Source organism: Rhodoplanes sp. (genome assembly GCF_013377085.1).
Taxonomy (GTDB): domain Bacteria; phylum Pseudomonadota; class Alphaproteobacteria; order Rhizobiales; family Xanthobacteraceae; genus Rhodoplanes.
In genome coordinates, this window is sequence record NZ_JACAAX010000050.1 from 1 (window position 1) to 25,578 (window position 25,578).

At 68.9% G+C, this 25,578-nt stretch carries 18 protein-coding genes; 5 read left to right on the plus strand and 13 right to left on the minus strand.

The genetic code is table 11. The annotated features are described in order from the left end of the window. Positions 1–91: 91 nt before the first annotated feature. From HXX10_RS25365 to HXX10_RS25375, 3 genes are read right to left on the minus strand one after another with little or no spacing between them, the layout of a single operon-like run. A complete protein-coding gene (locus tag HXX10_RS25365) occupies positions 92–1,018 on the minus strand; it encodes a U32 family peptidase (protein WP_296526088.1) in 927 nt (308 codons plus the stop codon). Between the two features lie 4 nt (positions 1,019–1,022). Further along, positions 1,023–2,057 carry a peptidase U32 family protein gene (locus HXX10_RS25370; protein ID WP_296526120.1) on the minus strand — a complete coding sequence of 345 codons (1,035 nt, stop codon included), beginning with the start codon at positions 2,055–2,057 and terminating at the stop codon, positions 1,023–1,025. Positions 2,058–2,065: 8 nt separating this feature from the next. After that, the gene (locus tag HXX10_RS25375) at positions 2,066–2,620 is read right to left on the minus strand and encodes an SCP2 sterol-binding domain-containing protein (protein ID WP_296526089.1); all 555 of its coding nucleotides are present in this window, start codon (positions 2,618–2,620) and stop codon (positions 2,066–2,068) included. Positions 2,621–2,890: 270 nt separating this feature from the next. Between HXX10_RS25375 and HXX10_RS25380 the strand changes: the two genes are divergently transcribed. Beyond that, on the plus strand, positions 2,891–4,387 hold the full coding sequence (locus HXX10_RS25380) for a UbiD family decarboxylase (RefSeq protein ID WP_296526090.1): 1,497 nt from the start codon (positions 2,891–2,893) through the stop codon (positions 4,385–4,387). A gap of 119 nt (positions 4,388–4,506) precedes the next feature. Here HXX10_RS25380 and HXX10_RS25385 read toward each other — a convergent pair whose 3' ends face one another. Further along, positions 4,507–4,965, minus strand: a complete 459-nt coding sequence (locus HXX10_RS25385) for an META domain-containing protein (protein ID WP_296526091.1) — start codon at positions 4,963–4,965, stop codon at positions 4,507–4,509. Between the two features lie 211 nt (positions 4,966–5,176). Between HXX10_RS25385 and HXX10_RS25390 the strand changes: the two genes are divergently transcribed. Then, the gene (locus HXX10_RS25390) at positions 5,177–6,385 is read left to right on the plus strand and encodes a hypothetical protein (protein WP_296526092.1); all 1,209 of its coding nucleotides are present in this window, start codon (positions 5,177–5,179) and stop codon (positions 6,383–6,385) included. Between the two features lie 594 nt (positions 6,386–6,979). Further along, positions 6,980–8,863 carry a sensor histidine kinase gene (locus tag HXX10_RS25395; protein WP_296526093.1) on the plus strand — a complete coding sequence of 628 codons (1,884 nt, stop codon included), beginning with the start codon at positions 6,980–6,982 and terminating at the stop codon, positions 8,861–8,863. 30 nt (positions 8,864–8,893) lie between these two features. Here HXX10_RS25395 and HXX10_RS25400 read toward each other — a convergent pair whose 3' ends face one another. From HXX10_RS25400 to HXX10_RS25410, 3 genes are all read right to left on the minus strand, one after another. Next, positions 8,894–10,660: a TRAP transporter large permease subunit gene (locus HXX10_RS25400; RefSeq protein WP_296526094.1), complete on the minus strand. Its 1,767-nt coding sequence runs from the start codon at positions 10,658–10,660 to the stop codon at positions 8,894–8,896. Further along, positions 10,657–11,382, minus strand: a complete 726-nt coding sequence (locus tag HXX10_RS25405; RefSeq protein WP_296526095.1) for a TRAP transporter small permease subunit — start codon at positions 11,380–11,382, stop codon at positions 10,657–10,659. The genes HXX10_RS25400 and HXX10_RS25405 overlap by 4 nt, the downstream gene beginning before the upstream one ends. Positions 11,383–11,583: 201 nt before the next feature. Next, the gene (locus tag HXX10_RS25410; protein WP_296526096.1) at positions 11,584–12,750 is read right to left on the minus strand and encodes a TRAP transporter substrate-binding protein; all 1,167 of its coding nucleotides are present in this window, start codon (positions 12,748–12,750) and stop codon (positions 11,584–11,586) included. A gap of 353 nt (positions 12,751–13,103) precedes the next feature. Between HXX10_RS25410 and HXX10_RS25415 the strand changes: the two genes are divergently transcribed. Beyond that, positions 13,104–14,852, plus strand: coding sequence for an ABC transporter ATP-binding protein/permease (locus HXX10_RS25415; protein ID WP_296526097.1), 1,749 nt, complete (start codon positions 13,104–13,106; stop codon positions 14,850–14,852). A gap of 262 nt (positions 14,853–15,114) precedes the next feature. Here HXX10_RS25415 and HXX10_RS25420 read toward each other — a convergent pair whose 3' ends face one another. The 6 genes from HXX10_RS25420 to HXX10_RS25445 form a co-directional block, all read right to left on the minus strand. Continuing rightward, positions 15,115–16,131: a TorF family putative porin gene (locus HXX10_RS25420; RefSeq protein ID WP_296526098.1), complete on the minus strand. Its 1,017-nt coding sequence runs from the start codon at positions 16,129–16,131 to the stop codon at positions 15,115–15,117. A gap of 400 nt (positions 16,132–16,531) precedes the next feature. Further along, positions 16,532–19,024: a malate synthase A gene (gene aceB, locus HXX10_RS25425; protein WP_296526099.1), complete on the minus strand. Its 2,493-nt coding sequence runs from the start codon at positions 19,022–19,024 to the stop codon at positions 16,532–16,534. A gap of 24 nt (positions 19,025–19,048) precedes the next feature. Then, positions 19,049–19,615, minus strand: coding sequence for a histone H1 protein (locus HXX10_RS25430; protein ID WP_296526100.1), 567 nt, complete (start codon positions 19,613–19,615; stop codon positions 19,049–19,051). A 518-nt stretch (positions 19,616–20,133) separates the two neighbouring features. Beyond that, positions 20,134–21,438, minus strand: coding sequence for a glycolate oxidase subunit GlcF (gene glcF / locus HXX10_RS25435; protein ID WP_296526101.1), 1,305 nt, complete (start codon positions 21,436–21,438; stop codon positions 20,134–20,136). Positions 21,439–21,445: 7 nt separating this feature from the next. Next, positions 21,446–22,678, minus strand: coding sequence for an FAD-binding protein (locus HXX10_RS25440; RefSeq protein WP_296526102.1), 1,233 nt, complete (start codon positions 22,676–22,678; stop codon positions 21,446–21,448). 208 nt (positions 22,679–22,886) lie between these two features. After that, entirely contained in the window at positions 22,887–24,380 is a 1,494-nt protein-coding gene (locus HXX10_RS25445; protein WP_296526103.1) for an FAD-linked oxidase C-terminal domain-containing protein, read from the minus strand. Positions 24,381–24,599: 219 nt separating this feature from the next. Between HXX10_RS25445 and HXX10_RS25450 the strand changes: the two genes are divergently transcribed. Then, positions 24,600–25,430 (plus strand): universal stress protein, encoded by an 831-nt coding sequence (locus tag HXX10_RS25450; protein ID WP_296526105.1) that lies wholly within the window; start codon positions 24,600–24,602, stop codon positions 25,428–25,430. The last annotated feature ends 148 nt before the right edge of the window (positions 25,431–25,578 follow it).

Below are 25,578 nucleotides of genomic sequence, written 5' to 3' on the forward strand. Positions count from 1 at the left end.
GACGGAATCACAGCCCCCCGAAATCACTCACTCAATTTTCGGTCAGGCTCTCAGGGTGAGGGCGGAGAGATGCTCGTGAGAGACGGAGTGCCTACCCGGCCAGCGCGACGCGCTGGTGGCCGGGCTTGCCGTGCAGGAATCCGTTGGCGAAGGTGGCGTTCGGCATCAGCGCGGCAATGCGGGCTTCGCCCTCGGCGCCCGTGATCGACCCGTCCAGCACGTCGCGGAACACCTGGGCCACTGCGACCATGTCGCAGGTGTGCGGCGACAGCCGGAACGCCCGGATGCCGCGCGCGAGGAGTGCGTCGAGGTCACCGACCAGATTGACGAACGCGTCGCTCAGCGTCTGCACGCCGTTGACCGAGAGGAAGCGGCGGCCTTCCAGCGTGTCGACCGCGAGCCCATCCGGATCCTGGTTGCAGATGAACTGGCACGAATCCTTGGCGAGCCCGTGCACGCGCGCATGGTAGCAGCGCGCCGAGATGGCGAGCGGCGCGCGGCCGAAGGCCCAGGCCTCGATGGTCGCGGTCGTCGCCCTGGCGGCGAGCGGCGCCATCGCGGTCATCGGCAGCTCGGGCGGCAGGCAGACATGCACGGCGCCCTGCTTCTCCATGAAGGCGAGCGTGCCCTCGTTGTAGACATTGATCAGCGGCGAGATCGCGTGCGGCCGGCCGGCGAGCTGCGGGAAGGCGGAGACGTCGTTCGCCTCCACCAGCACGTCCGGCATCGCCGCCAGATCCTTGATCATGTTGCGCTCGCGCACCAGCGTCGGCAGCGCCAGCGACGACAGGATCACGGTCTTGCCGCCGCGCTGCAGCCGCTCGATCACGGCCGGAATGTCGTCCTGGTAGAACGGCAGGCGCTTGGAGCACACCACCTCGCCGACGCAGACGCGCTCGACCGGCGCCTCGTCGGCGATGCGGTAGTGGAAGTCGCGCCAGCGCTCCGGCGTCCAGTTGAACAGGAGCGGGCCGAGCGTGAGAGTCGGCCGGGCCGCCTCGGTGCCGTTGGTGGTCATGAATTTATCGCCAGGTCTTCTGGTAGGCACCGCGCGTCGTCGTGGCGCCCTCGGAGAGCGCCATCAGGGCGCGGGCATTGATCGGCAGGCCGCGGGAATGCGCATCGAGCGCGCCGCGCAGCGCCCGCACCACCGCGTCCGTGTAGCTGCGGCTGCGCTGGCGCCCCTCGATCTTGAGGGCCGTGACGCCAGCCTCGGCGAGCGGCGGGATCAGCAGGCTGGCGTCGAGGCTCGCCGGGTCCTCGAAGATGTGCGAGGTCTCGCCGTTCGCCGTGAAGCGGCCCTTGCACAGGGTCGGATAGGGCATCGGCTGGCCGCCCGGCACGGTGTTGATCATGAACTCGCCGAGCCGCGAGACGAACTCGCCGCGCTCCTGCGTGTAGGCGACATGGCTCGGCGGCGAGCAGACGCCGTTCATGTTGGGCGAGCAGCCGGTGACGTAGGAGGACAGCGAGCAGCGCCCCTCCGCCATCACGCACAGGCCGCCGAACACGAACACCTCGGTCTCGCAGGCGATCTCCTTGTTGAGCGTGGCGATCTCCTGGACGGTCAGCACCCGCGGCAGCACCACCCGCTTGACGCCGAAGCGCTCGATATAGAAGCCGATCGCCTCCGGATTGGCGGCGGCGGCCTGCACCGAGAGATGCAACCGCAGGTTCGGGTGCTTCTCGGCGGCGTAGTCCAGGAGCCCGATGTCGGCGACGATCGCGGCGTCGCCGCCGCACTGGACGATCGTGTCGATGGCGCGATGCCAGGCGGCCGGCTCGCCGGCACGCGGAAACGTGTTGACGGCGATCAGCACCTTGACGCCGCGCTTGTGCGCATAGGCGATGCCCTCGGCCATCTCGGCCGGGCTGAAGTTGAGGCCCGGAAAGTTGCGGGCGTTGGTGTCGTCGGCGAAGCCGCAATAGACCGAGTCGGCGCCGGCCTCGATGGCGGCCCGCATGGCGGCCGGCGTGCCGGCCGGGCACACCAGCTCGAGCTTGGCCTTGGGCTTCCAGGCGGCGCTCGGCGCCGGCGCCGCGTTGGCGGTCGTCATCGTGATGGTCATGAGCCGCTCCGTGGGCGGGCGAAGGCGATGCCGGTGATCGTTTCCGCGACCGAGGCGGCGAGGCGGCCGACCTGCTCGGCCGGCGACGCCAGCGGCCCGAGCACGGCGGCGGCCTCGGCGACGAGGTCGATCTCGGCGTCGTCGAGCGCGTTGCGCAGCGCCACCACGGCCGACATGTCGCCCTCGACCGCGAGATCGCGCGAGAAGAACAGCGCGTCGCCGTCATAGGCGCCGTGGATCAGGCCGATCAGGGCCCCGAGCGGTCCGGCGATGCGGGCGTCCGTCTCGGGCTCCTCGCCCCGGCGCACCACCAGGACCTCGGGGTCCTCGGCGCGCGGCGTCATCACCACGACGAAGGGCAGGTCGGTCGGCTCGATGAGGAACCGCTTGCCGGCCTGATCGCCGAGGCGGGCGAACATGGCGGGATGCCGGCGCGCGGCCGACTTGACGACGAGATCGAGCGCCGCAGCGAGCGGGGCGAGCGGCAAGGGCCGCAAGCCGAACGCGAGGGCGGACGGAAGCTCGGGAACAGTGGCAGAGTTGCTCGACATGGAACGCCGTGGTTACCGCGGTGAGGTCGACGCGACTTTGTCCTATATCAAGGACGCTTGACAGGCTAACGCTCTTGATCGCCTGCGCTGCGGAGGCTTTGCACAGTCTCTCCGGTCGTTCCGGGGCGGCGCGACGCGCCGAGCCCGGAACCCATAACCCCTGTCTTCGCCGACAACTGCCGCAGGGCGTATGGATTCCGGGCCCGCGCGCCAAAAGCGCGCGTCCCGGAATGATGGCTTCCGCGCTCTTTTGCCTCGTGGGGTTGAGCCGTGCCGATCCGTGACTTTCCGCCCTTCCGCGATCTTCGCGACTTCTTGCGGCACCTCGACGCAGGCGGCGAGGTGGCCCGGGTGTCCGAGCCGGTCGACCTCGTCCACGACATGGCGGAGATTCACCGCCGCGTGATCGCCCGCGACGGCCCCGTGGTGGTGTTCGAGCGCCCGCGCAACGCGGCGGGCGCGATCCTCCCCGTTCCGGTCGCCGTCAACCTGTTCGGCACCCGGGCCCGCATCGCCGCCGGGCTCGGCATAAAGCCCGAGCGGCTCGCCGAGCTCGGCGAGGCGCTGGCGAATCTGCGCGAGCCGCAGCCGGTGGACGGGTTTCGCGATGCCCTCGCCCGCCTGCCGATCCTTCGGGCGGCGATGCGCACCCGGGCCGAGACGGTCGATCGGCCCCCCGTCCAGGAAGACGTACGCCTCGGCCGGGATGCCGATCTCGGCGCCCTGCCGGTGCAGACCTGCTGGCCCGACGAGGCCGGACCGCTGATCACCTGGCCCGTGGTGGTGACCCGGCCGCCCGACAGCGAGGCGGTCGCCGGCTACAATCTCGGCATCTACCGCATGCAGGTGCTCGGCCGCGACCGCGCCATCATGCGCTGGCTGCATCATCGCGGCGGGGCGAAGCACCACGCCCAATGGGCCGCGCAGGGGCGCGAGACGCCGGTCGCGGTGGCCATCGGCACGGATCCGGCGACCATGCTGACCGCCGTGCTGCCGCTGCCCGAAACGCTGTCGGAGGTGCGCTTCTCCGGCCTTTTGCGCGGCGCGCGACCACGCCTGTCGCCCGCCCGCACGGTGCCGCTGATGGTGCCGTCCGACGCCGAGATCGTCATCGAAGGCTTCGTCTCGCCGACCGAGACGGCGCCGGAGGGCCCGTTCGGCGACCACACCGGCTACTACAACTCGGTCGAAGAATTCCCGGTGATGCGCGTCACCGCCATCACGACGCGACGCGACCCGACCTATGTCTCCACCTTCACGGGGCGGGCGCCCGACGAGCCGGCCGTGCTCGGCGCCACCTTCAACGAGCTCTTCCTGCCGATCGTGCGGCGGGCGTTCCCCGAGATCGTCGATGTCTGGCTGCCGCCGCACGCCTGCTCGTACCGGATGGCGATCATCTCGATCAGGAAGCGCTATCCCGGCCATGCCAGGCGCATCATGATGGGCCTTTGGGGGATGCTGCCGCAGTTCACCTACACCAAGCTGATCGTGGTGGTGGACGACGATGTCGACCCGAAGAGCTGGGACGACGTCGCCTGGGCGATCGCCACCCGCTTCGACGCGTCGCGCGACCTGATGGTGATCGACCGCACCCCGATCGACTATCTCGACTTCGCGTCACCCTTGTCGGGATTGGGCGGCAAGCTCGGCATCGACGCCACCAACAAGATCGGCGCCGAGACGTCCCGCGAATGGGGCAAGGTCTTGAAGCCCACGCCGGACCTGACCGCCCGCATCGACGCGCTGTGGCCGAAGCTGGGGTTGTGAGGCCAATTCCGTCATTCCGGGGCGCGCCGGAGGCGCGAGCCCGGAATCCATAAACACAAGCCGGGGTTTTGGATTCCGGACAGCCGACCTTCGGTCGGCTTCCGGAATGACGGATTTGCTCAATTCCGCTGCATGCGAAACCGCAGCGTGGCCGGGCCGCCGCTGAGCACCAGGGCGTCGTCGACGACCTTCCAGTGCGTCGCCTGGTTGAGGGCCGCGAGCACCTCCTCGTCGCCACGCGCACGCTCGGGCGGGCAGGAACGGTCGGTGCGGGGGCCGGTCAGCACCGTGATGGTATCGGCGGCGACCACCAGGCGGGCCTTGACGGCATTGCACCACAGCTCGATGTCGGCGAGGCCCGTATCGGCGATGTCGAGCACCGGAATCTTCTTCGATCCCTTCATCGGCTCGGCGTCCATCCGCAGCTCCTGCCCGTAGGGGAAGCCGTCCTGGGCGACGGCCTGCCGCACGCCGCCAGCCGCCAGCCCGAGACTGGCCGCGAGCACGAGAGCAAGCGCGCAGGCGCCGCGCCCGCCCCCGGTCGCGAGCCGCAGAGGAACAGCACAGGGTCGAATCACGGTCACACTCCGAAAGAGGACGGGTCTACGGGGACGGCCTCGGCGCCGGACCCCGTGGCCCCGCCGCCAGGGTCGCGGGCGCCTTGTTCTTGCCGGCAGGGCGTGCTTGTGGTCAAGCGCCGGCGGAGCACCCGCCGGCCTCGTGATTCCCCCCGTGCGGGCGGCCGGCCGCGGCCGCCCCGGGTCGCAGCCATCCCCGCTGGAGGACTTCATGCGTGCGCTCGCCGTCGTCGCCGCGTCTCTGACGCTCGCTTTGCCGGCCCCGGCCTGGTCGCAGGCCAAGGGCGGCGCCAAGCCGGCCGCTGCCCCGCCCGCCGAGACGGTGCGTTACATGACGATCTTCGGCGAGCTGATGGGCCCGCTGCCGAGCGACGCGATCTGGCGCGAGACCCGTCAGGGCAACCGGATCACCGCCGCCACGCTCGACGTCTGCCACTCGGTCACGGCCACATCGAACCGCAAGGACCGTTTCGTCGTCACGCTCAAGCCCGAGGGCGGCAAGCTCACCGGCACCGCCCTGAGCGAGCCGGACCACGTGCCCGTCACGGTCAGCCTGGTGCGCAAGCAGTCCGGCGACACCTTCTCGCTCGAAGGCACCATCACCAAGGGCGGCAAGGTCCAGCAGGTGACGGCCGGCGACCTCAGCGACATGAGCGAGGCCGACTTCAAGGACCAGCAGACCAGCGAGGACGAGATCATCGCGACGCCGGCGAGCTTCGCCGAGGTGTCGCCGATCGCGGTCGCCGTGCGGGTCTCGCAGGACGGCTTCCTCGACCTGGTGAAGAGCCTGCGCGGCCAGGGCGTGCGGATCGACTATGCGAGCCTGGTGCAGAGCTGCACGGATCTGCGCAGCGGCCACCAGATGGTGCGGATCGAGGCCGCCCCCGAGCGCGCCGGCGCGCTGGTCGCCAAGCTGCAGGGCATGCCGGGCGTGACCGCGGCCGGCTGGACGACCGGCTCCTACGGCATCGAGCGCTCGGTGCGCATCAAGGCGGCGCCCTTCATGGACGGCGGTGCCCTCAAGGCGGATGCGCTCGCCACGCGCCTCGCCGCCGCGGTCGGCAGCGCGCTGTCGGCCAAGCCGGTGTCGTCGCAATGGGACGAGGTGACCCGCGAGCTGACGCTCAAGCTCGAGCGCCCCGACCAGGCGGCGCGCGGCCTCGACCTCACCGAGGTCATCGAGGTCACGCTGCTGGTCGGACCGGAGAAGCCGGGCGCCGGCGACGCGCTGGTGATCTGGCTCGGCGAATCGAGCATCGAGCCGGCCGACAAGAGCGCCGGCGCTCAGCTCGGCTTCACCAGCGGCTACCAGGGCAACGACGAGGAGGGCGCCGCCATCGAGCAGGAGGCCCTGCTCGCCGCGCTCGCCCGCGACCTCGACGGCCAGACCTGGAGTTCCGAGACGTCGAGCTGGAAGTGAGATCGGCCGCGGTTACGCGGCGCTTGGTGATCTCGCACTGTCATCGCCGGGCTCGCCCCATGGATGCCGAGACGACAGTCTCGCCGGGCTCGCTGGCGTCATCGTCCGCGACGGAGGGCGCTCCGGTGAACGCCGGGAGCCAGCATGGTTCCTCGACACGGCATGGCGTGCTGGATGCCCGGCCTGCGCAGAGCATGACGAAGGACGCGCAATACCGGCTCGTCCCGCGTCCACAAGCATCGACCAGGCGATCCATGAAACCGAGACGATGGTACCTATCTACTCTGCCGATCGTTGCGCAGGCTCGATCCGCGCATGATGCTTCGATAGACGGGCGACACACACTTGCCGCAACGCCACGAGCATCGGCAATGCGGATGATACAAATGCACTATCTACATATCTATTTTCTACTAGGTCCCGAGAGCTGCGACTTAAACGTATTGCCTGCCCCAACCATGCTGATACGGTCACAAATCTGATTTGATTCGTTCGTCGCCAAGGTCTCCGAGTGCGTCGCCGCCGGGCCTGCGAGTTTGTGAATCAGAGCTTCCGAAGACTGAGAATCCCTCCGATAATATTCGGTATGACCGCATGGTTGCGCTCTGGGCGAGCCGCCTGTTCGGGTCCGCGCTGTCGCCCCGCACGGTGCGCAGCACGTTGGTCTGGGTCGTCCTCGCCTGCATGGCCCCGGTCGTCGTCGGCACGCTCTTCCTGGCCGACGCCTTCTACCGATGGGAAGCGAGCCGCCTCGTCTCCGGAACCGTCACGACGGCGCACGAGGTGATGATGGCGATCGATCGCGAGCTGGAAAGAACGGCCGCGACAGCTCGGGTGCTGGCGGCCCTGCCTCACGTCAAGTCCGGCGATCTCGCAGCCTTTCATGCCGAGGCCCGCGAGATCGTGCAGCGGCTGTTGGGATACGACGTCGTGCTGAGCGACGCGTCGGGCCAGCAGGTCCTCAGCACCCACCTTCCGTTCGGTTCGGAGCTGCCGCAAGACGAAAGCCATTCACATCTCGCCGCGGTGTTTGCCGGCCGCGAGACGATCGTGTCGGACCTACTGATGGACAAGGTGCTCCTGCAGACGGCCATCGCCGTCGCCGTGCCGGTCCTGCGCGGAACCGACATCGTCTACAGCCTGGACATCAGGATCGGTTCCGCACGGCTGAGCCGGCTGATCGTCCAGTGGGCGCAGCCCCCCGACCGCGTCGTCGTTCTGATCGACAGGACCGGCACCATCGTGGCCCGCAGTCAGCGGCCGGAGATCTTCGTCGGGCAGAGCCCCCCCTCGAAGTTCACCGATTATTGGGCGCGGCAGGGGGCCGGCGTGGTCGAGACCGTCACCAACGACGGGATCCCGGTCTACGCCGCCTTCAGCCGTTCCGACGTCTCCAACCTGACGGCCGCGATCCTGGTTCCGGTCGCCGCCGTGACCCGCGACCTTCGCTGGTTCGTCGCCGCTTGCGCCGCCATCGGGCTGCTGCTGATCGCTGCGAGCCTGTACGTCGCCATCCGGTTGTCGCGGCGACTGACCGCGTCGGTCGACGCCCTCATCGACCCGGCGCTGGCGCTGAGCCGCGGCGAGGCCGTGCCTCTGCCCAGGCTCGACCTTCAGGAGTCCAACACGCTGGCGACGGCGATGCAGGGCGCGCAGAGCCTCATCGCGAACCGCACCAAGGAGCGCGATCGCGCGCAACGACAGTCGTATCAGATGCTCGTCGCCGGCGACGCCATGGAAAAAACCATGAAGCTGAATGCGGCCTTCTTCTCCTCCCTGAAGCAGGAGATCAGCAAGCCGCTCGAGGCGATCGTCGCGACCACCGACCTGATCGGCTCCGAGACCTACCAGACGCTCGGCTTTCCACAATATCGCCAGTTCGCGACGTGCATTGCCGAGAATACCCGCCACATCATCGCTCTGGTCGATCAGATGCTCGACTCGGCGAGCGTCGAGGTGAGCAAGGTCGTGCTGCACGAGGAGGTCGTCGATTTCGCCGCCGAGGTGCGGACCGTCACCCTGCTGAGCACCGCGCGCGCCGAGTTGGCGGACCTGCGCGTGCATCTGGAGATCGATCCATCGGTGCATCCGATCCTCGGCGATCACCAGCGGCTGCGACAGATCGTGCTCAACCTGCTGTCGAACGCCATCAAGTACACCGACCCGGGGGGAACGATCTCGATCTCGCTGAGCGAGTCCGAAAAAGGAGAGATCGTGCTGACGATCGGCGACACCGGAATCGGCATCGCGGCGGAGGACATCGGACAGGCGCTGTCGCCCTTCGGACGCGTTCCCAACCAGCGGAACTCGGCCGGCGGAGGGACCGGCCTCGGCCTGACGCTGGCGAAATCCCTGGTCGAGCTGCATCAGGGAACGCTGGAGCTGACGAGCAAACCAGGCTGCGGCACGACCGTCACGATCCGCTTTCCGAGACGGCGGGTGGTCGAAGACCGCCACGCGACCCCCGACGCGGCGTGACGGACGGACCGTCACGCCCGGCCGCTCGTCTCACCCCCCGTAAAGATAGGCCGGCAGCCACAGCGTCATGCCGGGCCACAGATACATGATCACCATGCACAGGATCACCACCAGCATGTAGGGCATCATGCCGGCGAAGATCTGGTTGAGGGTGACGTGGGGCGGCGCGACGCCCTTGAGATAGAAGGCCGACATGGCGACCGGCGGCGACAGGAAGGCGGCCTGCAGGTTGACGAACACCAACGTGCCCCAGAGGATCGGGTCGATGCCGAAATGCTTCAGCAACGGCAAGAATATCGGCACGAAGATGATGATGATCTCGGTCCATTCCAGCGGCCAGCCGAGCACGAAGATGATCGCCTGCGACAGGATCATGAACTGGACGGGCGACATGTCGAGCGACAGCACCCAGTGCTCGAGCAGCGCCTGCCCGCCCAGCACGGCGAACACGGCCGAGAACAGCGCCGAGCCGACGAACAGCCAGCACACCATCGCGGTGGTCTTGGCGGTTAGGAACACCGCCTCCTTGGTGCGCTTCCAGTCGAGCGTGCGGGCCTGCAGCGCGAGCACGAAGGCGCCGGCGGCGCCGACCGCGGCCGACTCCGTCGCCGTGGTGATGCCGAGCAGGATGACGGCGAGCACCATGACCGTGAGGATGCCGAGCGGCATCACCGAGATGGTGAGCAGCTTCAACACCTCGAACCGCTCGGCCGTCATCCGCCAGTAATAGCGAAGCTGCAGCAGGGCGAGCACGACGGCGATGCCGGTGAACCACAGGACGAAGGTCGTCGACGGCCCGCCGGGCGTCGTCGCCTCGGCCGGCGTCGTCGGCTCGGGCGAGCCGAGCTGCTGCAGGCCACCGAGCGATTCCAGCGTCTCGGCGTCGGCCTGCTGGTGGATGACGACATACCACCAGACCAGAGCGAGGGTGCCGGCGGTCAGCCCGAACGGTACCAGCGCAATGGCGAAATTGCGCAGCAGCATCGGATAGTCGACCCGCCCGACGCCAGGCTCCCCGGCGTCGCCGATCTCGCGCGCCTTCGACGGCGACACGAGGGACGTCACCAGGGCGCGCAGCACGTTTTGCGAATAGGCCGCCTGCAGCTTCGGGACCCAGGCCGGCACCGGCACCCGGTTCTGCTCCTCCGGCAGCGGCGGCGCGATCTTCGGATCGATGAGCGCCCAGCCGACGACGTAGACGAGATAGAGGAAGGCCAGGAAGAAGCCCGGGAACATCGCGGCCGCGTAGAGCTTGACCACCGACTGCCCGGCCACCGCCGCATAGACGATGATCATCACCGAGGGCGGGATCAGGATGCCGAGCGTGCCGCCCGCCGTGATGACGCCGGCGGCGAGCCTGACGTCGTAGCCGGCGCGCAGCATCGGGTTGAAGGCGATGACGCCCATCAGCACCACGACGGCGCCGACCAGGCCCGAGGCGATGCCCCAGAAGGTGCAGACGATCAGGGTGGCGACGGCGAGCGAGGCCGGCACCCGGCGGAAGGCGAGCTGGATCGAGTAGAACATCTTGTCGACCAGCGCGCCGCGCTCCATCACGTAGCCCATCAGCACGAAGAGCGGGATGGAGATCAGAACGTCGTTGGTCATGGCGCCGTAGGTGCGCTGGACCATCAGGTCGAACACCCGGTTGTCCCACCAGAACTGGCTCGGGTCCCAGAAGGCGATGAAGCCGAAGACGATGCCGAGCCCCATCAGCGTGAAGGCGGTCGGAAAGCCCATCATGATGACGACCACGATGAGCCCGAGCATCAGCAGCCCGAGGGAGGAATCGCTCATGTCTGCAGGTCTCCGCCCATGCCGCGCTGGCGCGCCGTCTCGTCGATCTTGTGGGCCCGCTTGATCGCCGCCTTGCGGGCGTCGTCGTCCACGTGCTCGCTGTCCCGGAGCTGCTCCTCGACCACGTCGATCTCGCTGACGTCCTTGAGGCGGCTCGGCCAGTCGCCGGTCTTGAGGCAGACGACGCAGCGGACCATCTCGGCGAGCCCCTGCAGCATCACCATGGCGCCGGCGATCGGGATCACGGTCTTGAAGTGATAGACTGGAGGACCATCGGCCGTGACGTTGGAGTGCTCGGCGATTCGCCAGGAATCGCCGGCATAGTGCCAGCCGGCGTAGATCAGGGCCATGATGCCGGGGAAGAAGAACAGCAGATAGAGCACGAGGTCGAACGTCGCCTGGGTACGCGGCTGCATCGAGCCGTACAGGAAATCGCCGCGCACATGGGCGTTCTGGGCGAGCGTGTAGGCGCCGCACAGCATGAACAGCGTGCCGTAGAGCATGTTGTTGAGGTCGAAGATCCAGGCGGTCGGCGCATTGAGCATGTAGCGCTTGACCACCTCGATGCACACCACCGCCATCAGGACGATGATCAGCCAGGCCGCCGCCTTGCCGACAAAGGTGCTGATGCCGTCGACCGCATGCAGCAGCCTCTCGGTCGGTGTCTCGGGACGGGCGGACCTGCTGGAACGCCGGGACGGCGCGTCGGTCTGAGCGATCATGGGGTCGGAGTGCTCGGCGCGGGGATGCAACGAACGCTGGGCTGCCGTCCGACCGCGCGGGCGGACGGCGCATGGTTCGGGGATGCGCAATGCCGCCGACGAGCTCCGCACACGCAGGCGGGGTCGGCGGCATCGGCAAGCCGTCGGGCGGTGCGGCGGCCGGCCCCGCGGATGCGGAGCTGGCGCGGCACCGCCGCGAGCTCAGGTCGGCTGCTTCGCCACGCCGTTGGGGCCGAAGTAATGGTCGAACGCCATCTTGCGGCTCACCACCGTGTCGTTCTCCCACTGGGTCGCCCGGCGCGCGAAGGTGAGCTGCGACTCGAGAACCTCCTTGAACATCGGATTCTCGGACGCCTTCTTCTTCACGACCTCGTCGTAGACCTCGAGCTGCTTCTTGAGCACCGCGTCGGGCGTCTTGAAGAAGCGGACCTTGTCCTTCTGCTGCAGCTCGACATAGTCCTTGGAGTAGCGGTCGATCGCCTTCCAGGACATGTCGGCCGAGGCGGCCTCGACGGCGTTGGCGATGATGGCCCGCATCTTCTCGGGCAGCGCATCGTACTTCGCCTTGTTGAAGAGCACCTCGAACTGCTCGGCGTTCTGGTGGTAGCTCTGCAGCATGCAGACCTTGGAGACGTCGGGGAAGCCGAGCACGCGGTCAGACGAGGCGTTGTTGAACTCGGCCGCGTCGAGCAGGCCGCGATCCATGGCCGACACGATCTCGCCGCCGGGCAGCGCGTTGACGGCCATCCCCAACCCGGTGAACACGTCGATCGAGATGCCGACGGTGCGGAACTTGAGGCCCTTCATGTCTTCGATCTTGGCGATCGGCTTCTTGAACCAGCCGAGCGGCTGGGTCGGCATCGGGCCATAGGGGAACGAGGCGACGCTGGCGCCGATCGAATCGTAGAGCTTGCCGAGCAGCTCCTTGCCGCCGCCGTACTTGTGCCAGGCGAGCAGCATGTTGGCGTCCATCGCGTAGCCCGGGCCGGAGCCCCACAGCGCGAGCGCCGTCTGCTTGCCGTAGTGATAGACCATGACGCCATGGCCGCCGTCGAGCGTGCCTTTGGAGACCGCCTCCAGCAGGCCGAAGGCCGGCACCACGGCGCCGGCCGGAAGCACCTCGATCTTCAGGTCGCCACCGGTCATGTCGTTGACCTTCTTGGCGAAGTCGAGCGCGTATTCGTGGAAAATGTCCTTCGACGGCCACGTGCTCTGCCAGCGCATGCTGATCGGGCCGGTCGACTGGGCGATCGCCGGGGCGGCGACCGTCGCGGCGGCGCCGGCGGCCCCCGCGGTCAGCAGGAATTTTCGGCGGCTGGCGACGTTGGACGAGGTGACGGTGGACGAGGCGGCTTCAGACGACGGCATAGACTGACGCGTGTCCGGACGGGACATGGGCTTGTTCCTCCTGAGAACATTGGCTGGCGGCCTCGTTTCGGGCCGTCTTGGAGCGTTGGCCGCTCGTTTTCCGACGTGTCGGACCGTCGGTTGGGCCACAGTGTGGCCGGTTCCTTTCACAACCTCAAGGGCGTTGGACTCGAACTTTAGGTGAAAATCCGCACTCCGGGATGCCGGGCGCCGCGCGCCCCGGCCGGCCGCGGCCGGCCAGACGTGAAAACGCCGGGATTGCCCCCGAAGCAGGCGTCGGCCGGTTACCGCCCCGCCCGGGCGTCGTCCGGCGCCGGGCGAAAAGCCTGGCCGCACCCGACTGGAGCCCGCCCGTGTCTCGCCTGATCGCCTCCCTCGCCGTCGTCTGGCGGCTCGCCGCACCCTATTTCCGTTCGGAGGAGCGCCGGGCCGGTCGCGCCCTGCTGGCGTCCGTGATCGTCATCGAGCTCGGCATCGTCGCCATCACGGTGCTGATCAATCAGTGGAACAACCGCTTCTACAACGCCCTGCAGGAGCGCAACTGGGACACCTTCGTGTCCGAGCTGCTGCTGTTCTGCGCGCTGGCCGCCGCCTACATCCTGCTCGCCGTCTATCAGCTCTATCTCAACCAGTGGCTCCAGATCCGCTGGCGCCGCTGGATGACCGGGCAATACCTGTCGCACTGGCTGGAGGGCAGCAACCACTACCGCATGCAGCTCCTCGGCGACGCCGCCGACAATCCCGACCAGCGCATCGCCGACGACATCAACCTGTTCATCGACCGTGGCCTCAGCATCGGGCTGGGCCTGCTCAACTCGGTGGTCACGCTCGGCTCCTTCGTCGCCATCCTGTGGGGCCTGTCCGAGCAGGCGCCACTGCACATCGGCGGCACGGCCGTGTCGATCCCGGGCTACCTGGTCTGGGCGGCGCTGCTCTACGCCGTGGTCGGCACCGCCTTCACCCATCTGATCGGCCGGCCGCTGATACGCCTGAACTTCCAGCAGCAGCGCTACGAGGCCGACTTCCGCTTCAACCTGGTGCGGGTGCGCGAGAACGGCGAGCAGATCGCGCTGCTGGCCGGCGAGACCGCCGAGCGGGCCCGCCTGCTCGACCGCTTCGCCGCCCTGATGGGCAACTGGTACGCCATCATGTCACGGCAGAAGAAGCTGACCTTCTTCACGGCCGGCTTCAACCAGGTCTCGACCATCTTCCCCTTCGTGGTGGTCTCGCCGGCCTATTTCGCCGGCGCCGTCAATCTCGGCGGGTTGATGCAGACCGCCTCGGCCTTCGGCAGCGTCCAGCAGGCCCTGTCCTTCTTCGTCACGTCCTATCGCTCGCTCGCCGAATGGAAGGCGGTGGTCGACCGCCTCGCCGGCTTCGACGCCTCGATCGCGGCCGGCCGGGCGCTGGCCGCCGGACCCGACACCATCGCGGTCACGGTCGGCGACAAGGCCGGCGGTATCGCGGCGGAGCGGCTCGACGTGCGGCTGCCGAGCGGCACGCCGCTGGTCGCGGCGCACGGTCTCGCACTCCCGGCCGGGGAGCGCGTGCTGGTCAACGGGCCGTCCGGCTCCGGCAAGTCCACCCTGTTCCGCGCCCTCGCCGGGGTCTGGCCGTTCGGCGACGGCAGCGTCGCGGTGCCGGCCGGCAGCCGTGTCATGGTGCTGCCGCAGCGGCCCTATCTGCCGGTCGGCACGCTCGCCGCCGCGGTGTGCTACCCGGCCCTGCCGGACGCCTTCTCGCGCGACAAGATCGCCGAGGTGCTGGCCGCGGTCGGGCTCGGCGCCTTGACGGACCGCATCGACGAGGAGGCGCATTGGGGTCGCACCCTGTCGCTCGGCGAGCAGCAGCGCATCGCCGTCGCCCGCGCGATCCTGCAGGCGCCCGACTACCTGCTCCTCGACGAGGCGACGGCCTCGCTCGACGAGCCGTCGGAGGCCGCCCTTTACGGGCTGTTGCGCGAGCGCCTGCCCGGCGCCGCGCTGATCTCGATCGGCCACCGCTCGACCCTGAACGCGCTGCACGACCGCAATCTGGTGCTGGAGCGCGACGGCGACGGCCACCGCCTGCGCGAGCACACGGCCGCTGCGGCGGCGGAGTGAAAACGCCCCGCACCTCGACCGCGTCGCTCCGTCATCGCCGGGCTCGACCCGGCGATCCATCGCCCTGCGACAAAGCGCTTTTGCGAACGTGATGGATGCGCGGGTCGAGCCCGCGCATGACGGTGATAGGCATGAGGCCACTCGCGTGCACTGAGCGCTCGCTCATGACGCCCTACGCCGTACGGCCCAAGCGCCACCGGCCACGAAAAAGGGCGGCACCCGAAGGTGCCGCCCGAGGCAGATCGAAGGAGGAAGACGGCACTTACTTGATGTTGGCACCGTAGGTCAGGTCGGCCTTCAGCGAGATCACATAGGCCGCGCCGCACCACTTGGAGCCGAGACCATTGGTGTTGATCGCGGTGACATTGGCCGGGCTGAAGCTAGAATTGAAGTCGCTGGTGATCGCGTTGCATTCGGCCTGGCTCAGGTCGGTATCGTAGTAGCGCAGGTCGACCGTGAACACCTTGTAGGTGAAGCCGACGCCGACGTTCCAGGTGGTGTAGTCGGGCAGCCTGATGCCGAGCGGGAAGTTCCCGTTGCCGTAGAAGGAGTCGGTGGTGCCGAGGAAATAGTGGCCGACCTCGCCCGACAGGTAGAGGCCGTAGCCAGTCGGCAGCCAAGTGCCAGGCGCGGTCAGCTTGATGTTGCCGGACACGTACTTGGCGTCGAAGCCGAAGTTCAGCCAATCCTGGTCGTAGAAGAACGCGGCGCCGACGGCGACATTGTCGTTGAACGTGTAGGTGCCCTTGGCGAAGTACTCGAGGAAGCTCAAGTCCTTCTTGATCACGTTGCCGTTGTTGACGCCGATGAGCGGGAACTGATTGCCGTTCAGCGAGCCGTTGTTGAAGCAATCGGCACCGAACGTCGGATTGGCCGCAGTACCGGCCGGGTTGTAGCAGGTGCCACCCGGATAGTAATAGTACCAGACACCGAAATCGAGGGCGAGCTTACCGAAGGTCGGCCGGATACCGCCGTAGATGTCGATCTCGGAGCGGGCGCGATTCGGGAAATCGATGCTCCAGCCGCCGACGCCGACATAGGCCTGCAGGCTGTCGTTGAAGTTGTAGCGCGGCTCGAAATAGGCGTTGACCGACGGACCGCGGTTCGACTGCGAGATGCCGCGGAAATTGTAGTCGGAGTAGACGCCGGCACCGAACGCGATGTCCCACGGATTGGTGACGACCGGCGCGACGACCGGAGCCTTCACGGCCATGTCTGCTGCGAACGCCGAGCCGGCGAGGCAGGTGATGGCAACCGTAGCAAGAGCGATCTTTTTCATCTGAGCCCCCAATCCCCCTCGCGAGTCGCACCGGGCTGCTGCGCTCGCCTGAACCCCACTCGATTTCCCGTCGACCCCCCGACGAGAAGAAATCGTGGTTCATAAACTCACACGGAACGCGTGCGCAGCAAGGTGAATCACTCGGCAACTGCCGCGTTATTGGGCAATCGAATTAGGTTCGTGACGGGCGTTGCATTTTGGTCACAATGCGGTGGGGTCCGGCGGCCCCAGTACGCAGATTTCCATAACGTTTCCAGATTGATCCTGCAGGCTGGGTGCTGTTGCGCCGGGTTTCGAATCGCAGCGATTCGGGGGTGAGCTCCCCAAAAAAATAGGTCACCCCTCCGGGCGGAGGGGTGACCTTGATACCTTGTCGAAATCACAAGGAGCCTGGCGCCCCTCAGGCGATCAGCTTGTAGGCCGGGACCGTGAGGAAGTCCTCGAACTGCGGCGCCAGCGACAACCGGCGGAACAGATCGATGGCCTCGGGGAAGCGGCCGGCATCGTAGGCTTCGGCGCCGAGCTCGCCCCTCACCCGTTCCATCTCCTCGCCGAGCGCCCGATCGAAGAGCTCCGGCGTCACCGTGACGCCGTTCGTCAGCACGGCGCCGTATTGCAGCCACTGCCAGATCTGCGCCCGGGAGATCTCGGCCGTGGCCGCGTCCTCCATCAGGTTGTAGATCGGCACCGCGCCGCGGCCGCGCAGCCACGCTTCGACGTACTGCACCCCGACCCGGATGTTGAGGCGGAAGCCCTCCTCGGTCTTGGTGCCCTCGTGGATGCGCAGCAGATCGGCCTGGGCGACCGTCACGTCCTCACGCTGGCGGTCGACCTGATTCGGCTGCGGCATCAGCCGATCGAACACCTCCTTGGCGACCGGCACGAGGTCCGGATGGGCGACCCAGGTGCCGTCGTGGCCGTCATTGACCTCGCGCTCCTTGTCGGCCCGCACCTTGGCGAAGGCCGCCTCGTTGGCCGCGGGATCGCCCTTGATCGGGATCTGCGCCGCCATGCCGCCCATGGCGAAGGCGCCGCGGCGGTGGCAGGTCTTGATCAGGAGCTGCGCATAGGCGCCGAGGAAGGCCTTGCCCATCACCACCTGGCCGCGGTCCGGCAGCACGTAGTCGGGCCGCTTGGCGAGCTTCTTGATGAAGGAGAAGATGTAGTCCCAGCGGCCGGCATTGAGGCCGGCGGCATGGTCGCGCAGCTCGTAGAGGATCTCGTCCATCTCGAAGCCGGCCGGCAGCGTCTCGATCAGCACCGTGACCTTGATCGAGCCCTTGGGGATGCCGAGCTTCTCCTGGGCGTAGACGAAGACGTCGTTCCACAGCCGCGCCTCGAGATGCGACTCGAGCTTGGGGATGTAGAAGTACGGCCCCGAGCCCTTGGCGAGCAGCGTCTTGGCGTTGTGGAAGAAGTACAGGCCGAAATCGAACAGCGAGCCGGAAATCGGCTCGCTGTCGACGGTCAGGTGCTCCTCGAGCAGATGCCAACCACGCGGTCGGATGATCAGCACGGCCGGGTTGTCGCCGATGGCGTAGCGCTTCCCCGAGGTCTCGTCGGTAAAGTCGATCTTGCCGTCCCAACGGTCGCGCAGGTTGAGCTGGCCCTCGATGTTGTTCGACCAGGTCGGCGAGTTGGCGTCCTCGAAGTCGGCCATGAAATGCGTCGCGCCCGAGTTGAGGGCGTTGACGATCATCTTGCGGTCGACCGGACCCGTGATCTCGACCCGGCGGTTCTGCAGGTCGGCCGGGATCGATCCGACGGTCCAGTGGCCCGAACGGACCTCCGCCGTCTCGGGCAGGAAGTCGGGCAGCTCGCCGGCGTCGAAGCGGGCCTGTCGCTCGGTGCGGGCGGTGAGCAGCTCGCGTCGACGCCCGTCGAAGCGGCGATGCAGCTCGGCCAGGAAGGCGAGCGCGCCGGGCGACAGGATCTCCGGATAGCGCGGCCCCATGCGGCCCTTGATCACCACGCCCGGAACCGCGGCGCCGCGCACCGCGCGGCCGCGCCCACGCGGCTTGGAGTCGGGGCGCAGCGTCGAGGCCGGACGCGGCGCCGGCTTGAGGGCGGCCGCCGCCACATCGGCGACGGTGGCGACGACGCGCCGCACCGCCCGCTTCACCCGGCCGGCCGCCTGCTGACGGGCGAGGTCCAGGGTGCTTTTGGCAGGCGCCTTGTCGGCCGCCGGCTTGCCGGCCGGCTCGAGCGGCGAGGCCTTGGGCGCCGAGTCGGTCGACGCGGACTTGCCGGGCCGCCCCTTGACCGCTGGAGCCTTGGCCGGCGCCGCCGGCTTGCGCCGGGCGGGCGCCGCCCCCGAGGGCGCGGCCGCACGCGACGCCGCGGCGCGCGATGCGGCACCGGACCGCGTCGGGCGCGATGCAGGCTTGCTGCTGCGCGCCGAGGTCTTGGCGGTCTTGGTCGGCTTCGCCGTCTTGATTGGCTTCGCCGTCTTGGCGACCGGCTTCTTCGCCGACGACGCCTTGCCGCGCGCGGCCGACGTCACGGCCCCACGCTTCGGCTTCGACTTCACCGTCACCGCGGCCTTGGTGGCCGGCTTCTTGGACGTCGGCTTCTTGGAAGCCGGCTTCTTGGAAGCCGGCTTGCCCACCGACTTCGCGGACGGCTTCGCCGCAGGCTTGCGAGCCGGTTTGGCGACCGGCCTGGCCTTGGACTTCTTTGATGCCGGCTTGGACGCCGACTTGCCGGCGGCCTTGGGAGCCGCCCGCTTGGCGGCCCCCTTCGTGGTCGCCTTGCCAGCGACCGTCTTGCCGGTGGCCTTGGCAGCCGCCGTCCTGGGCTTCCGGATGTCGGACGCCGCCTCGGCGCCCTTCGCCCGCCCGGCGCTCTTTGCGCCCTTCTTCTTGTTCGACTTAACGGATGCCTTGCCGACCATGTGACCTCTTTGTTGGCCTTTGCCTTACGGACTCGGTTGCTCGATATCGCCGGCGGCCGCAACGGGGGCGGCGGACGGCGGCGGAGATGCGGCCGGCACCACGGCGGCCGGCGCGGGCGCGGCGGGCGTCGACGGACGGCGGACGACGCGGCGCGGCTTCGGCGCGGCCGGAGCAGACGCGGCCGGAGCAGGCGCGGCGGGCGGCGTCACGGGCGCCGGAGCAGGAGCGGCGGGACGCTTGCGCGGCGCGGCCGGTTTGCGCGGCGCGGCGGGTTTGCGAACCGACGCGGCGCGGCGGGCGGCCGGCTTGCGGGCCGTCGACGTCTTGGCGGCGGGCTTGCGCGCCGTGGTCTTCTTGGCCGCCGGCTTGCGGGACGGCTTCACGACGGCCTTGCGGACCAGGGCCTTCTTGGCGGCGGGCTTGCGCGTCGTCTTGGCAGCCGCCTTGCGAGCGGCGGGCTTCTTGACCGCGGCGGCGCGCGGCTTCGCGGCCGCCTTGCGGATCGGCGCCTTCTTGGACTTGGCCGCCGCCGGCTTCTTGGCCGCCGGCTTCTTGGATTTTGCAGATTGCTTCTTCGCTGTCTTCGCCATGATGGGGCTCCCGATCTGGGCTGAGCTCGACGTTACGCCACGGCCAGGGTGGTCGAACCAAGAGAAGAACGTCGCGGTGACGCGGACGACAACGCGGCGCTCCTGTCGGGCACACCGGTGTCGACCATTCCGCGATGCTCCATGGCCATCGGCGCTGATCCCCCAGCCGCTCCGACCGAGGTGATCGATCGGCATGCACGACCGGGATTGCGAGGCCCTCGGCGATCCTGTGACAGAGCCGACGAGGTCGGCGATGATCGCATCGGGCGCGTTCTTCTCGATATTCGCGATCTTGCGCTCGCGCAACCGATTCGCCAACTCCGGCCCATGCAGCGATCCTCACCGTCGTCGCCATCGTCGTCGCTGTCGATCGATCGCGCGGCGTCCATCCTTCACGACGAGCGCATGCATGCAAAGCGTTTCGTCGCGTGTGGCGCAGTTTGGAGCACGGCTCGTACCGACACCACGGAGCAACGACGGGCAAGCGACGACGCAGCCGACCATGCCGCACAGCGGAGCTATGGGGCGCTGCGCCAGCCGGCGGGCGGTGGACCGCCGGTCGCCCAGTCGACCAGCTCGACCGGATGCACCACGGGGATCGCGGTGCCGGCGGCGATCTGGGTGATGCAACCGATGTTGCCGGCCGCGATCACGTCGGGCGCGAGCGCCTCGAGATTGGCGATCTTGCGTGCCCGCAGCCGGCCGGCGATCTCGGGCTGAAGAATGTTGTAGGTGCCGGCCGAGCCGCAGCAGAGATGCGGCTCCGCCGGATCGCGCACCACGAAGCCGAGCCGCGCCAGCACGTCCTTCGGCTCGCGCACGATCTTCTGCCCGTGCTGCAGCGAGCACGGCGCCTGATAGGCGACCGTCAGGGCCGGCGTCGGCACCCGATTCAGCGAGCCGAGGCCGTGCAGGAACTCGCCGATGTCGCGCACCTTGGCGGCGACCCGGGCGGCCGGCTCGGCAAAGGCCGGGTCGGTGCGCAGCATGTGGCCGTAGTCCTTCATCGTCGTGCCGCAGCCCGACGCGGTCGAGATGATGGCGTCGAGGCCGGCGCCGTCGAGCTCGGCCGCGAACGCCGTCACATTGACGCGCACCGCCGAAAGCGCCCGGTCCTCCTCGCCCATGTGATGCGTGACCGAGCCGCAACAGGCTTCGCCGTCCGGCAGCACCACCTCGAAGCCGTGCCGGGTCAGCACCCTGATGGCGGCCTCGTTGACGGCCGGCGACAGCACCCGCTGGACGCATCCCGACAGCAGGCCGACGCGGCCGCGCCGCGGCCCCTCGGCCGCAAACACGCGGCCCGACGGCGCCGGCGACGGCAGCATCCGGGCCGGCGCGAGGCGCAGCATCGCGGCGAGCTGCGGCAGGCCGAGCCGGTCGAAGAGCGGCGCGAGCGGTTTTGCCAGCGTCGCCCCGGCGCTGGCGATCCGGAAAAGCGACGGATTGGGAATGGTGCGGGCCAGCAGGGTGCGCAGCGCCCGCTGGTGCCAGGGCCGGCGAAAAGTCTTCTCGACATGGGCGCGGGCGTGGTCGACCAAGTGCATGTAGTGCACCCCCGACGGGCAGGTGGTCATGCAGGACAGGCACGACAGGCAACGGTCGAGATGCTTGACCTCCTCGGCCACGGCCGGACGGTCGCCCTCCAGCATGTCCTTGATCAGGTAGATGCGGCCGCGCGGACTATCGAGCTCGTCGCCGAGCAGCACATAGGTCGGGCAGGTCGCCGTGCAGAAGCCGCAATGCACGCAGGCGCGCAGGATCGCGTCCGCCTCGGCGATGGCCGGATCGGCGAGGCGGGCAAGGGAAAACTCGGTCCTCATGGTGCCCTCACACGCCTGCCCACATGCGCCCGGGTCCGAGCACGCCCTTGGGGTCGAAGCTCTCCTTGACGCGCCGGGTCAGCGCGGCGAGCGGACCGCGCTGCGGCTCGAACACGTCGACGGCGGCCCGCACGGCGGCGCTCGCCCGGATCAGGGTCGCGTGGCCGCCGCAGCGCGCCGTCGCGGCCCGCACGGCGGCGGCGCCCGCATCGGCCGAGGGCGCGAGCGAGGCCCAGACGAGGCCGCCGGCCCAGTCGAACAGGAAGGCAGCGTCGGCCGCCGCCGCGATCAGGCCGGCCAGCTCGGCGCCACGCGACGGCACGGTCGAGATTCGCCACACCGGGCGGTCGGCCTGCTGGTCGACGGAGACGGCGAAGGGCGTCACGTCGCGAATCGCCCGCCACAGGTTTCGCGAGGCCGTCGCGTCGAGATCGCCGGGCGAAGCGAACGACGCGAGCAGCGCGGCGAGCCCGCCACGGCGATGGGCGACCGAAGGCGCGACGCCTTCGAGCCGCAGCACCGTCGCGGCCTGCCCGGCCGGCAACGCCGCGAGGCCCGTGGCCGCCACCACCGCGGCCGGCAGATGGGCGGCACCCGACACCTCGAAGGGCGAGCCCATCGCGGCCGCCATGGCGGCGACGGCCTTCTCGGGCGACAGCCCGAGCAGCAGCACGGTCGCCTCGGTCTCGGCCCGCGGCAGTGTTTTTATGGTGACGTCCGTCATCGCGGCGAGCGTGCCCCAGGAGCCGGTCATCAGCTTGGAGAGGTCGTAGCCCGTGACGTTCTTCACCACCCGGCCGCCCGACTTGAAGGTCTCGGCCCGACCCGACACGGCCGAGAAGCCGAGGACATGGTCGCGTGCCGCGCCCGCCTTGATGCGCCGCGGCCCCGACAGGTTGGTCGCGATCACGCCGCCGAGCGTCCCCGCCCCGGGCATTCCGCCGAGCAGCGCGCAAAAATCCATCGGCTCGAAGGCGAGCGCCTGGCCGCTCGCCTCGACCAGTTTTTCCACCTCGGCGATCGGCGTGGCGGCGCGGGCCGAGAGGACGAGCTCCTTGGGCTCATAGAGGGTGACGCCGGAAAGCGCCGCGAGCGACAGCGTCGCGTCGGTCTGGGCCGGACGGCCGATCGCCCGCTTGGAGCCGCGCCCGACGATCTCCAGCGTCTTGCCGGCCTGAAGCGCCCAGCGCACCGCCTCCTCCACGTCCCTGGCATCGCGCGGCGCGAGCGTGTCGGTCATCTGAAACTCACTTGGCGGGATCGCGTCGACAACATCAGCGAGGTCTTCACCCTCCCCTGGAGGGGGAGGGTCGGGCGTCCGCAAAGCGGACGACCGGGGTGGGGTGAAGCCCCAAGCTCGGCTTCGCCGATCACCCCCTCCCGGCGAGCTTCGCTCGCCGACCTCCCCCCTCCAGGGGGAGGTGAAAAAAGGGCAGCACGCGTGCTCATCAGAACCTCGGAATATCCGGGAACGGCAGCTTGCCGGCCGAGACGTGCATGCGACCGAGCTCGGCGCAGGCGTGCAGCACCGGAAAGACCTTGCCCGGATTGAGCAGTCCCTTGTGGTCGAAGGCGCATTTGAGCCGCTGCTGCTGGTTCAAGTCGATCTCGGAGAACATTCGCGGCATCAGGTCACGCTTCTCGACCCCGACGCCGTGCTCGCCGGTCAGCACACCGCCGACCTCGACGCACAAGCAAAGAATGTCGGCGCCGAACGCCTCGGCGCGGGCGAGCTCGTCGGGCTTGTTGGCATCGTAGAGGATCAGCGGATGCAGATTGCCGTCGCCGGCGTGGAACACGTTGGCGCAGCGCAGGCCGTATTTGGCCGACAGCTCGCGGGTGCGCTGCAGCACGTAGGGGAGCTGCGCCCGCGGGATGGTGCCGTCCATGCAGTAGTAGTCGGGCGAGATGCGGCCGACGGCGCCGAACGCCGCCTTGCGGCCGGCCCAGAACAGCAGCCGCTCCTCCTCGGAGGTCGACACCCGCAGGGTCTGGGCGCCGCAGTCGCGGGCGATCGCCGACACGGTCTCGATCAGGTGGTCGCATTCGACCCGCGGTCCGTCGAGCTCGACGATCAGGATCGACTCGACGTCGAGCGGGTAGCCGGCATGGACGAACTGCTCCACCGCCTCGGTGGCGAGCCGGTCCATCAACTCCATGCCGCCCGGGATGATGCCGGCCCCGATGATGCGGCCGACGCATTCGCCGGCCGCCTCGTTGGAGCCGAAGCCGACCAGCATGGCGCGCGCGGTCTCGGGCTTTTGCAGGATGCGGACCGTCACCTCGGTGATCACGCCGAGCAGGCCCTCGGAGCCCGTGACGACACCGAGCAGGTCGTAGCCGCCGGCATCGAGATGGCCGCCGCCGAGCCGGATCACCTCGCCCGTGATCAGCACCATCTCGCAGCCCAATACGTTATTGGTGGTGAGGCCGTATTTCAGGCTGTGCACGCCGCCGGAGTTCTCCGCGATGTTGCCGCCGATCGTGCAGGCGATCTGCGAGGACGGATCGGGAGCGTAATAGAAGCCGGCATGCTCGACCGCCTTGGTGACGGCCAGGTTGGTGACCCCAGGCTCGACCACGGCGAGCCGGTCGGCGAAATCGATCGACCGTACCTTGCTGAACTTTCCCATGCCGAGCAGGACGCCGTCGCCGAGCGGCAGCGCGCCGCCCGACAGCGAGGTGCCGGCGCCGCGGGGAACGACCTTGACGTCGTTCTCGAAACAGTAACGAAGCACCTGCGAGACCTGCTCGGTGGTGCTCGGCAGCACGACGACGAGGGGGAGCTGGCGGTAGGCCGTGAGGCCGTCCGATTCGTAAGGGCGCATCTCGCGTGTCGTCGAGATCACGCCCTCGCCCGGCACGATGCGGCGCAACGCGGCGACGATCTCGTCGCGCCGCGCGACGACCGCCTGGTCGCACGGCGGCATCGGCACGCTCATCGGACGTTCCTCCTCGTCCCGCTCGTCCTGTCCGGACGATCTTAGTTGGACCCTTTGTAGCGCGGGACGCGGCCATCGGTAAGATGCTTGAGGGTTTCGCACGGCCGCCTTAGGCTTTGACGCCCGTCAACATCCACGCTTTCCCGCCTTCTAGTGTCGGTACGTCATACGGAACGCCGCGCCGGCCCCCGTCCGGCGGCGCTCTCTGGGAGTGAAGCCATGATCAAGGACATCGTCGTGAACCTCGCCCTGGTCGGGGCGAACGATCCGGCCGCCGCCTACGCGGTCTCGGTCGCCCGCACTTTCGGGGCGCATCTCACCGGCATCGTCTTCGTCTACGACCCGGTGATCTCGCCGAGCATCATGGACGGCGTCTCGGCGGAGTGGATCGACGCCCAGCGCGACGAGAGCCGGACGATGGCGCAGGCGGCGATCGAGAGCTTCGAGCGGGCGACGGAAGGCGCCGGCGTCCAGGCCGAGCACCGGATCATCGAGGCGACGCTGGGGGGCGCCACCGACATGTTCGGGCGAATCGCGCGGCGCTTCGACCTCGTCGTGGTCGGCCAACGCGAGCCCGACCGCATGTCGCCGGCCGACCTGTTCGCCGAGGGCGCGCTGTTCGAATCCGGCCGGCCGGTCGTGATGGTGCCCTACATCCAGAAGGAGGGCCTGCGCCTCGGCCGCGTGCTGATGTGCTGGGACGGCAGCCGCACCGCCGCCCGCGCCATGGGAGACGCGATGCCGTTCCTGGCCCGCGCCAAGCAGGTCGACGTGGTGATCGTCGCCACCGGCCGCGCCAAGAGCGACGAGATCCCGGGCGCCGATGTCGGCCACCACCTGGCCCGCCACGGCATCAAGGTCGACGTGAAGCGCATCGTCGCCGAGGACGTCGACGTCCCCAACACGATCCTGTCCTACGCGGCCGATGTCTCGGCCGACTTCGTGGTGATGGGCGGCTACGGCCATTCGCGACTGCGCGAGTTCGTGCTCGGCGGCGCGACCCGCGGCATTCTGGGCTCGATGACCATCCCGGTGCTGATGTCGCATTAGCGCACGTTCGGCCGCCCCGTTCCCCACCCTGCGCTGCGGCCTTCGGCCGCAGCGCAGACCGCCCTCCCCGGTCTCCGGCTCCCCCACGTCCACACCCGGTCACCCGCAATCGCTGGGCGAGCCCGCACGCGCCTTCCCGCTCCTTTTG

Coding starts and splice junctions, on each gene's coding strand:
- HXX10_RS25365 (WP_296526088.1), bottom strand. CDS start 1,018: ATGACCACCAACGGCACCGAGGCGGCCCGGCCGACTCTCACGCTCGGC.
- HXX10_RS25370 (WP_296526120.1), bottom strand. CDS start 2,057: ATGACGACCGCCAACGCGGCGCCGGCGCCGAGCGCCGCCTGGAAGCCC.
- HXX10_RS25375 (WP_296526089.1), bottom strand. CDS start 2,620: ATGTCGAGCAACTCTGCCACTGTTCCCGAGCTTCCGTCCGCCCTCGCG.
- HXX10_RS25390 (WP_296526092.1), top strand. CDS start 5,177: ATGCGTGCGCTCGCCGTCGTCGCCGCGTCTCTGACGCTCGCTTTGCCG.
- HXX10_RS25395 (WP_296526093.1), top strand. CDS start 6,980: ATGGTTGCGCTCTGGGCGAGCCGCCTGTTCGGGTCCGCGCTGTCGCCC.
- HXX10_RS25400 (WP_296526094.1), bottom strand. CDS start 10,660: ATGAGCGATTCCTCCCTCGGGCTGCTGATGCTCGGGCTCATCGTGGTC.
- HXX10_RS25405 (WP_296526095.1), bottom strand. CDS start 11,382: ATGATCGCTCAGACCGACGCGCCGTCCCGGCGTTCCAGCAGGTCCGCC.
- HXX10_RS25410 (WP_296526096.1), bottom strand. CDS start 12,750: ATGCCGTCGTCTGAAGCCGCCTCGTCCACCGTCACCTCGTCCAACGTC.
- HXX10_RS25420 (WP_296526098.1), bottom strand. CDS start 16,131: ATGAAAAAGATCGCTCTTGCTACGGTTGCCATCACCTGCCTCGCCGGC.
- aceB (WP_296526099.1), bottom strand. CDS start 19,024: ATGGTCGGCAAGGCATCCGTTAAGTCGAACAAGAAGAAGGGCGCAAAG.
- HXX10_RS25430 (WP_296526100.1), bottom strand. CDS start 19,615: ATGGCGAAGACAGCGAAGAAGCAATCTGCAAAATCCAAGAAGCCGGCG.
- glcF (WP_296526101.1), bottom strand. CDS start 21,438: ATGAGGACCGAGTTTTCCCTTGCCCGCCTCGCCGATCCGGCCATCGCC.
- HXX10_RS25440 (WP_296526102.1), bottom strand. CDS start 22,678: ATGACCGACACGCTCGCGCCGCGCGATGCCAGGGACGTGGAGGAGGCG.
- HXX10_RS25445 (WP_296526103.1), bottom strand. CDS start 24,380: ATGAGCGTGCCGATGCCGCCGTGCGACCAGGCGGTCGTCGCGCGGCGC.
- HXX10_RS25450 (WP_296526105.1), top strand. CDS start 24,600: ATGATCAAGGACATCGTCGTGAACCTCGCCCTGGTCGGGGCGAACGAT.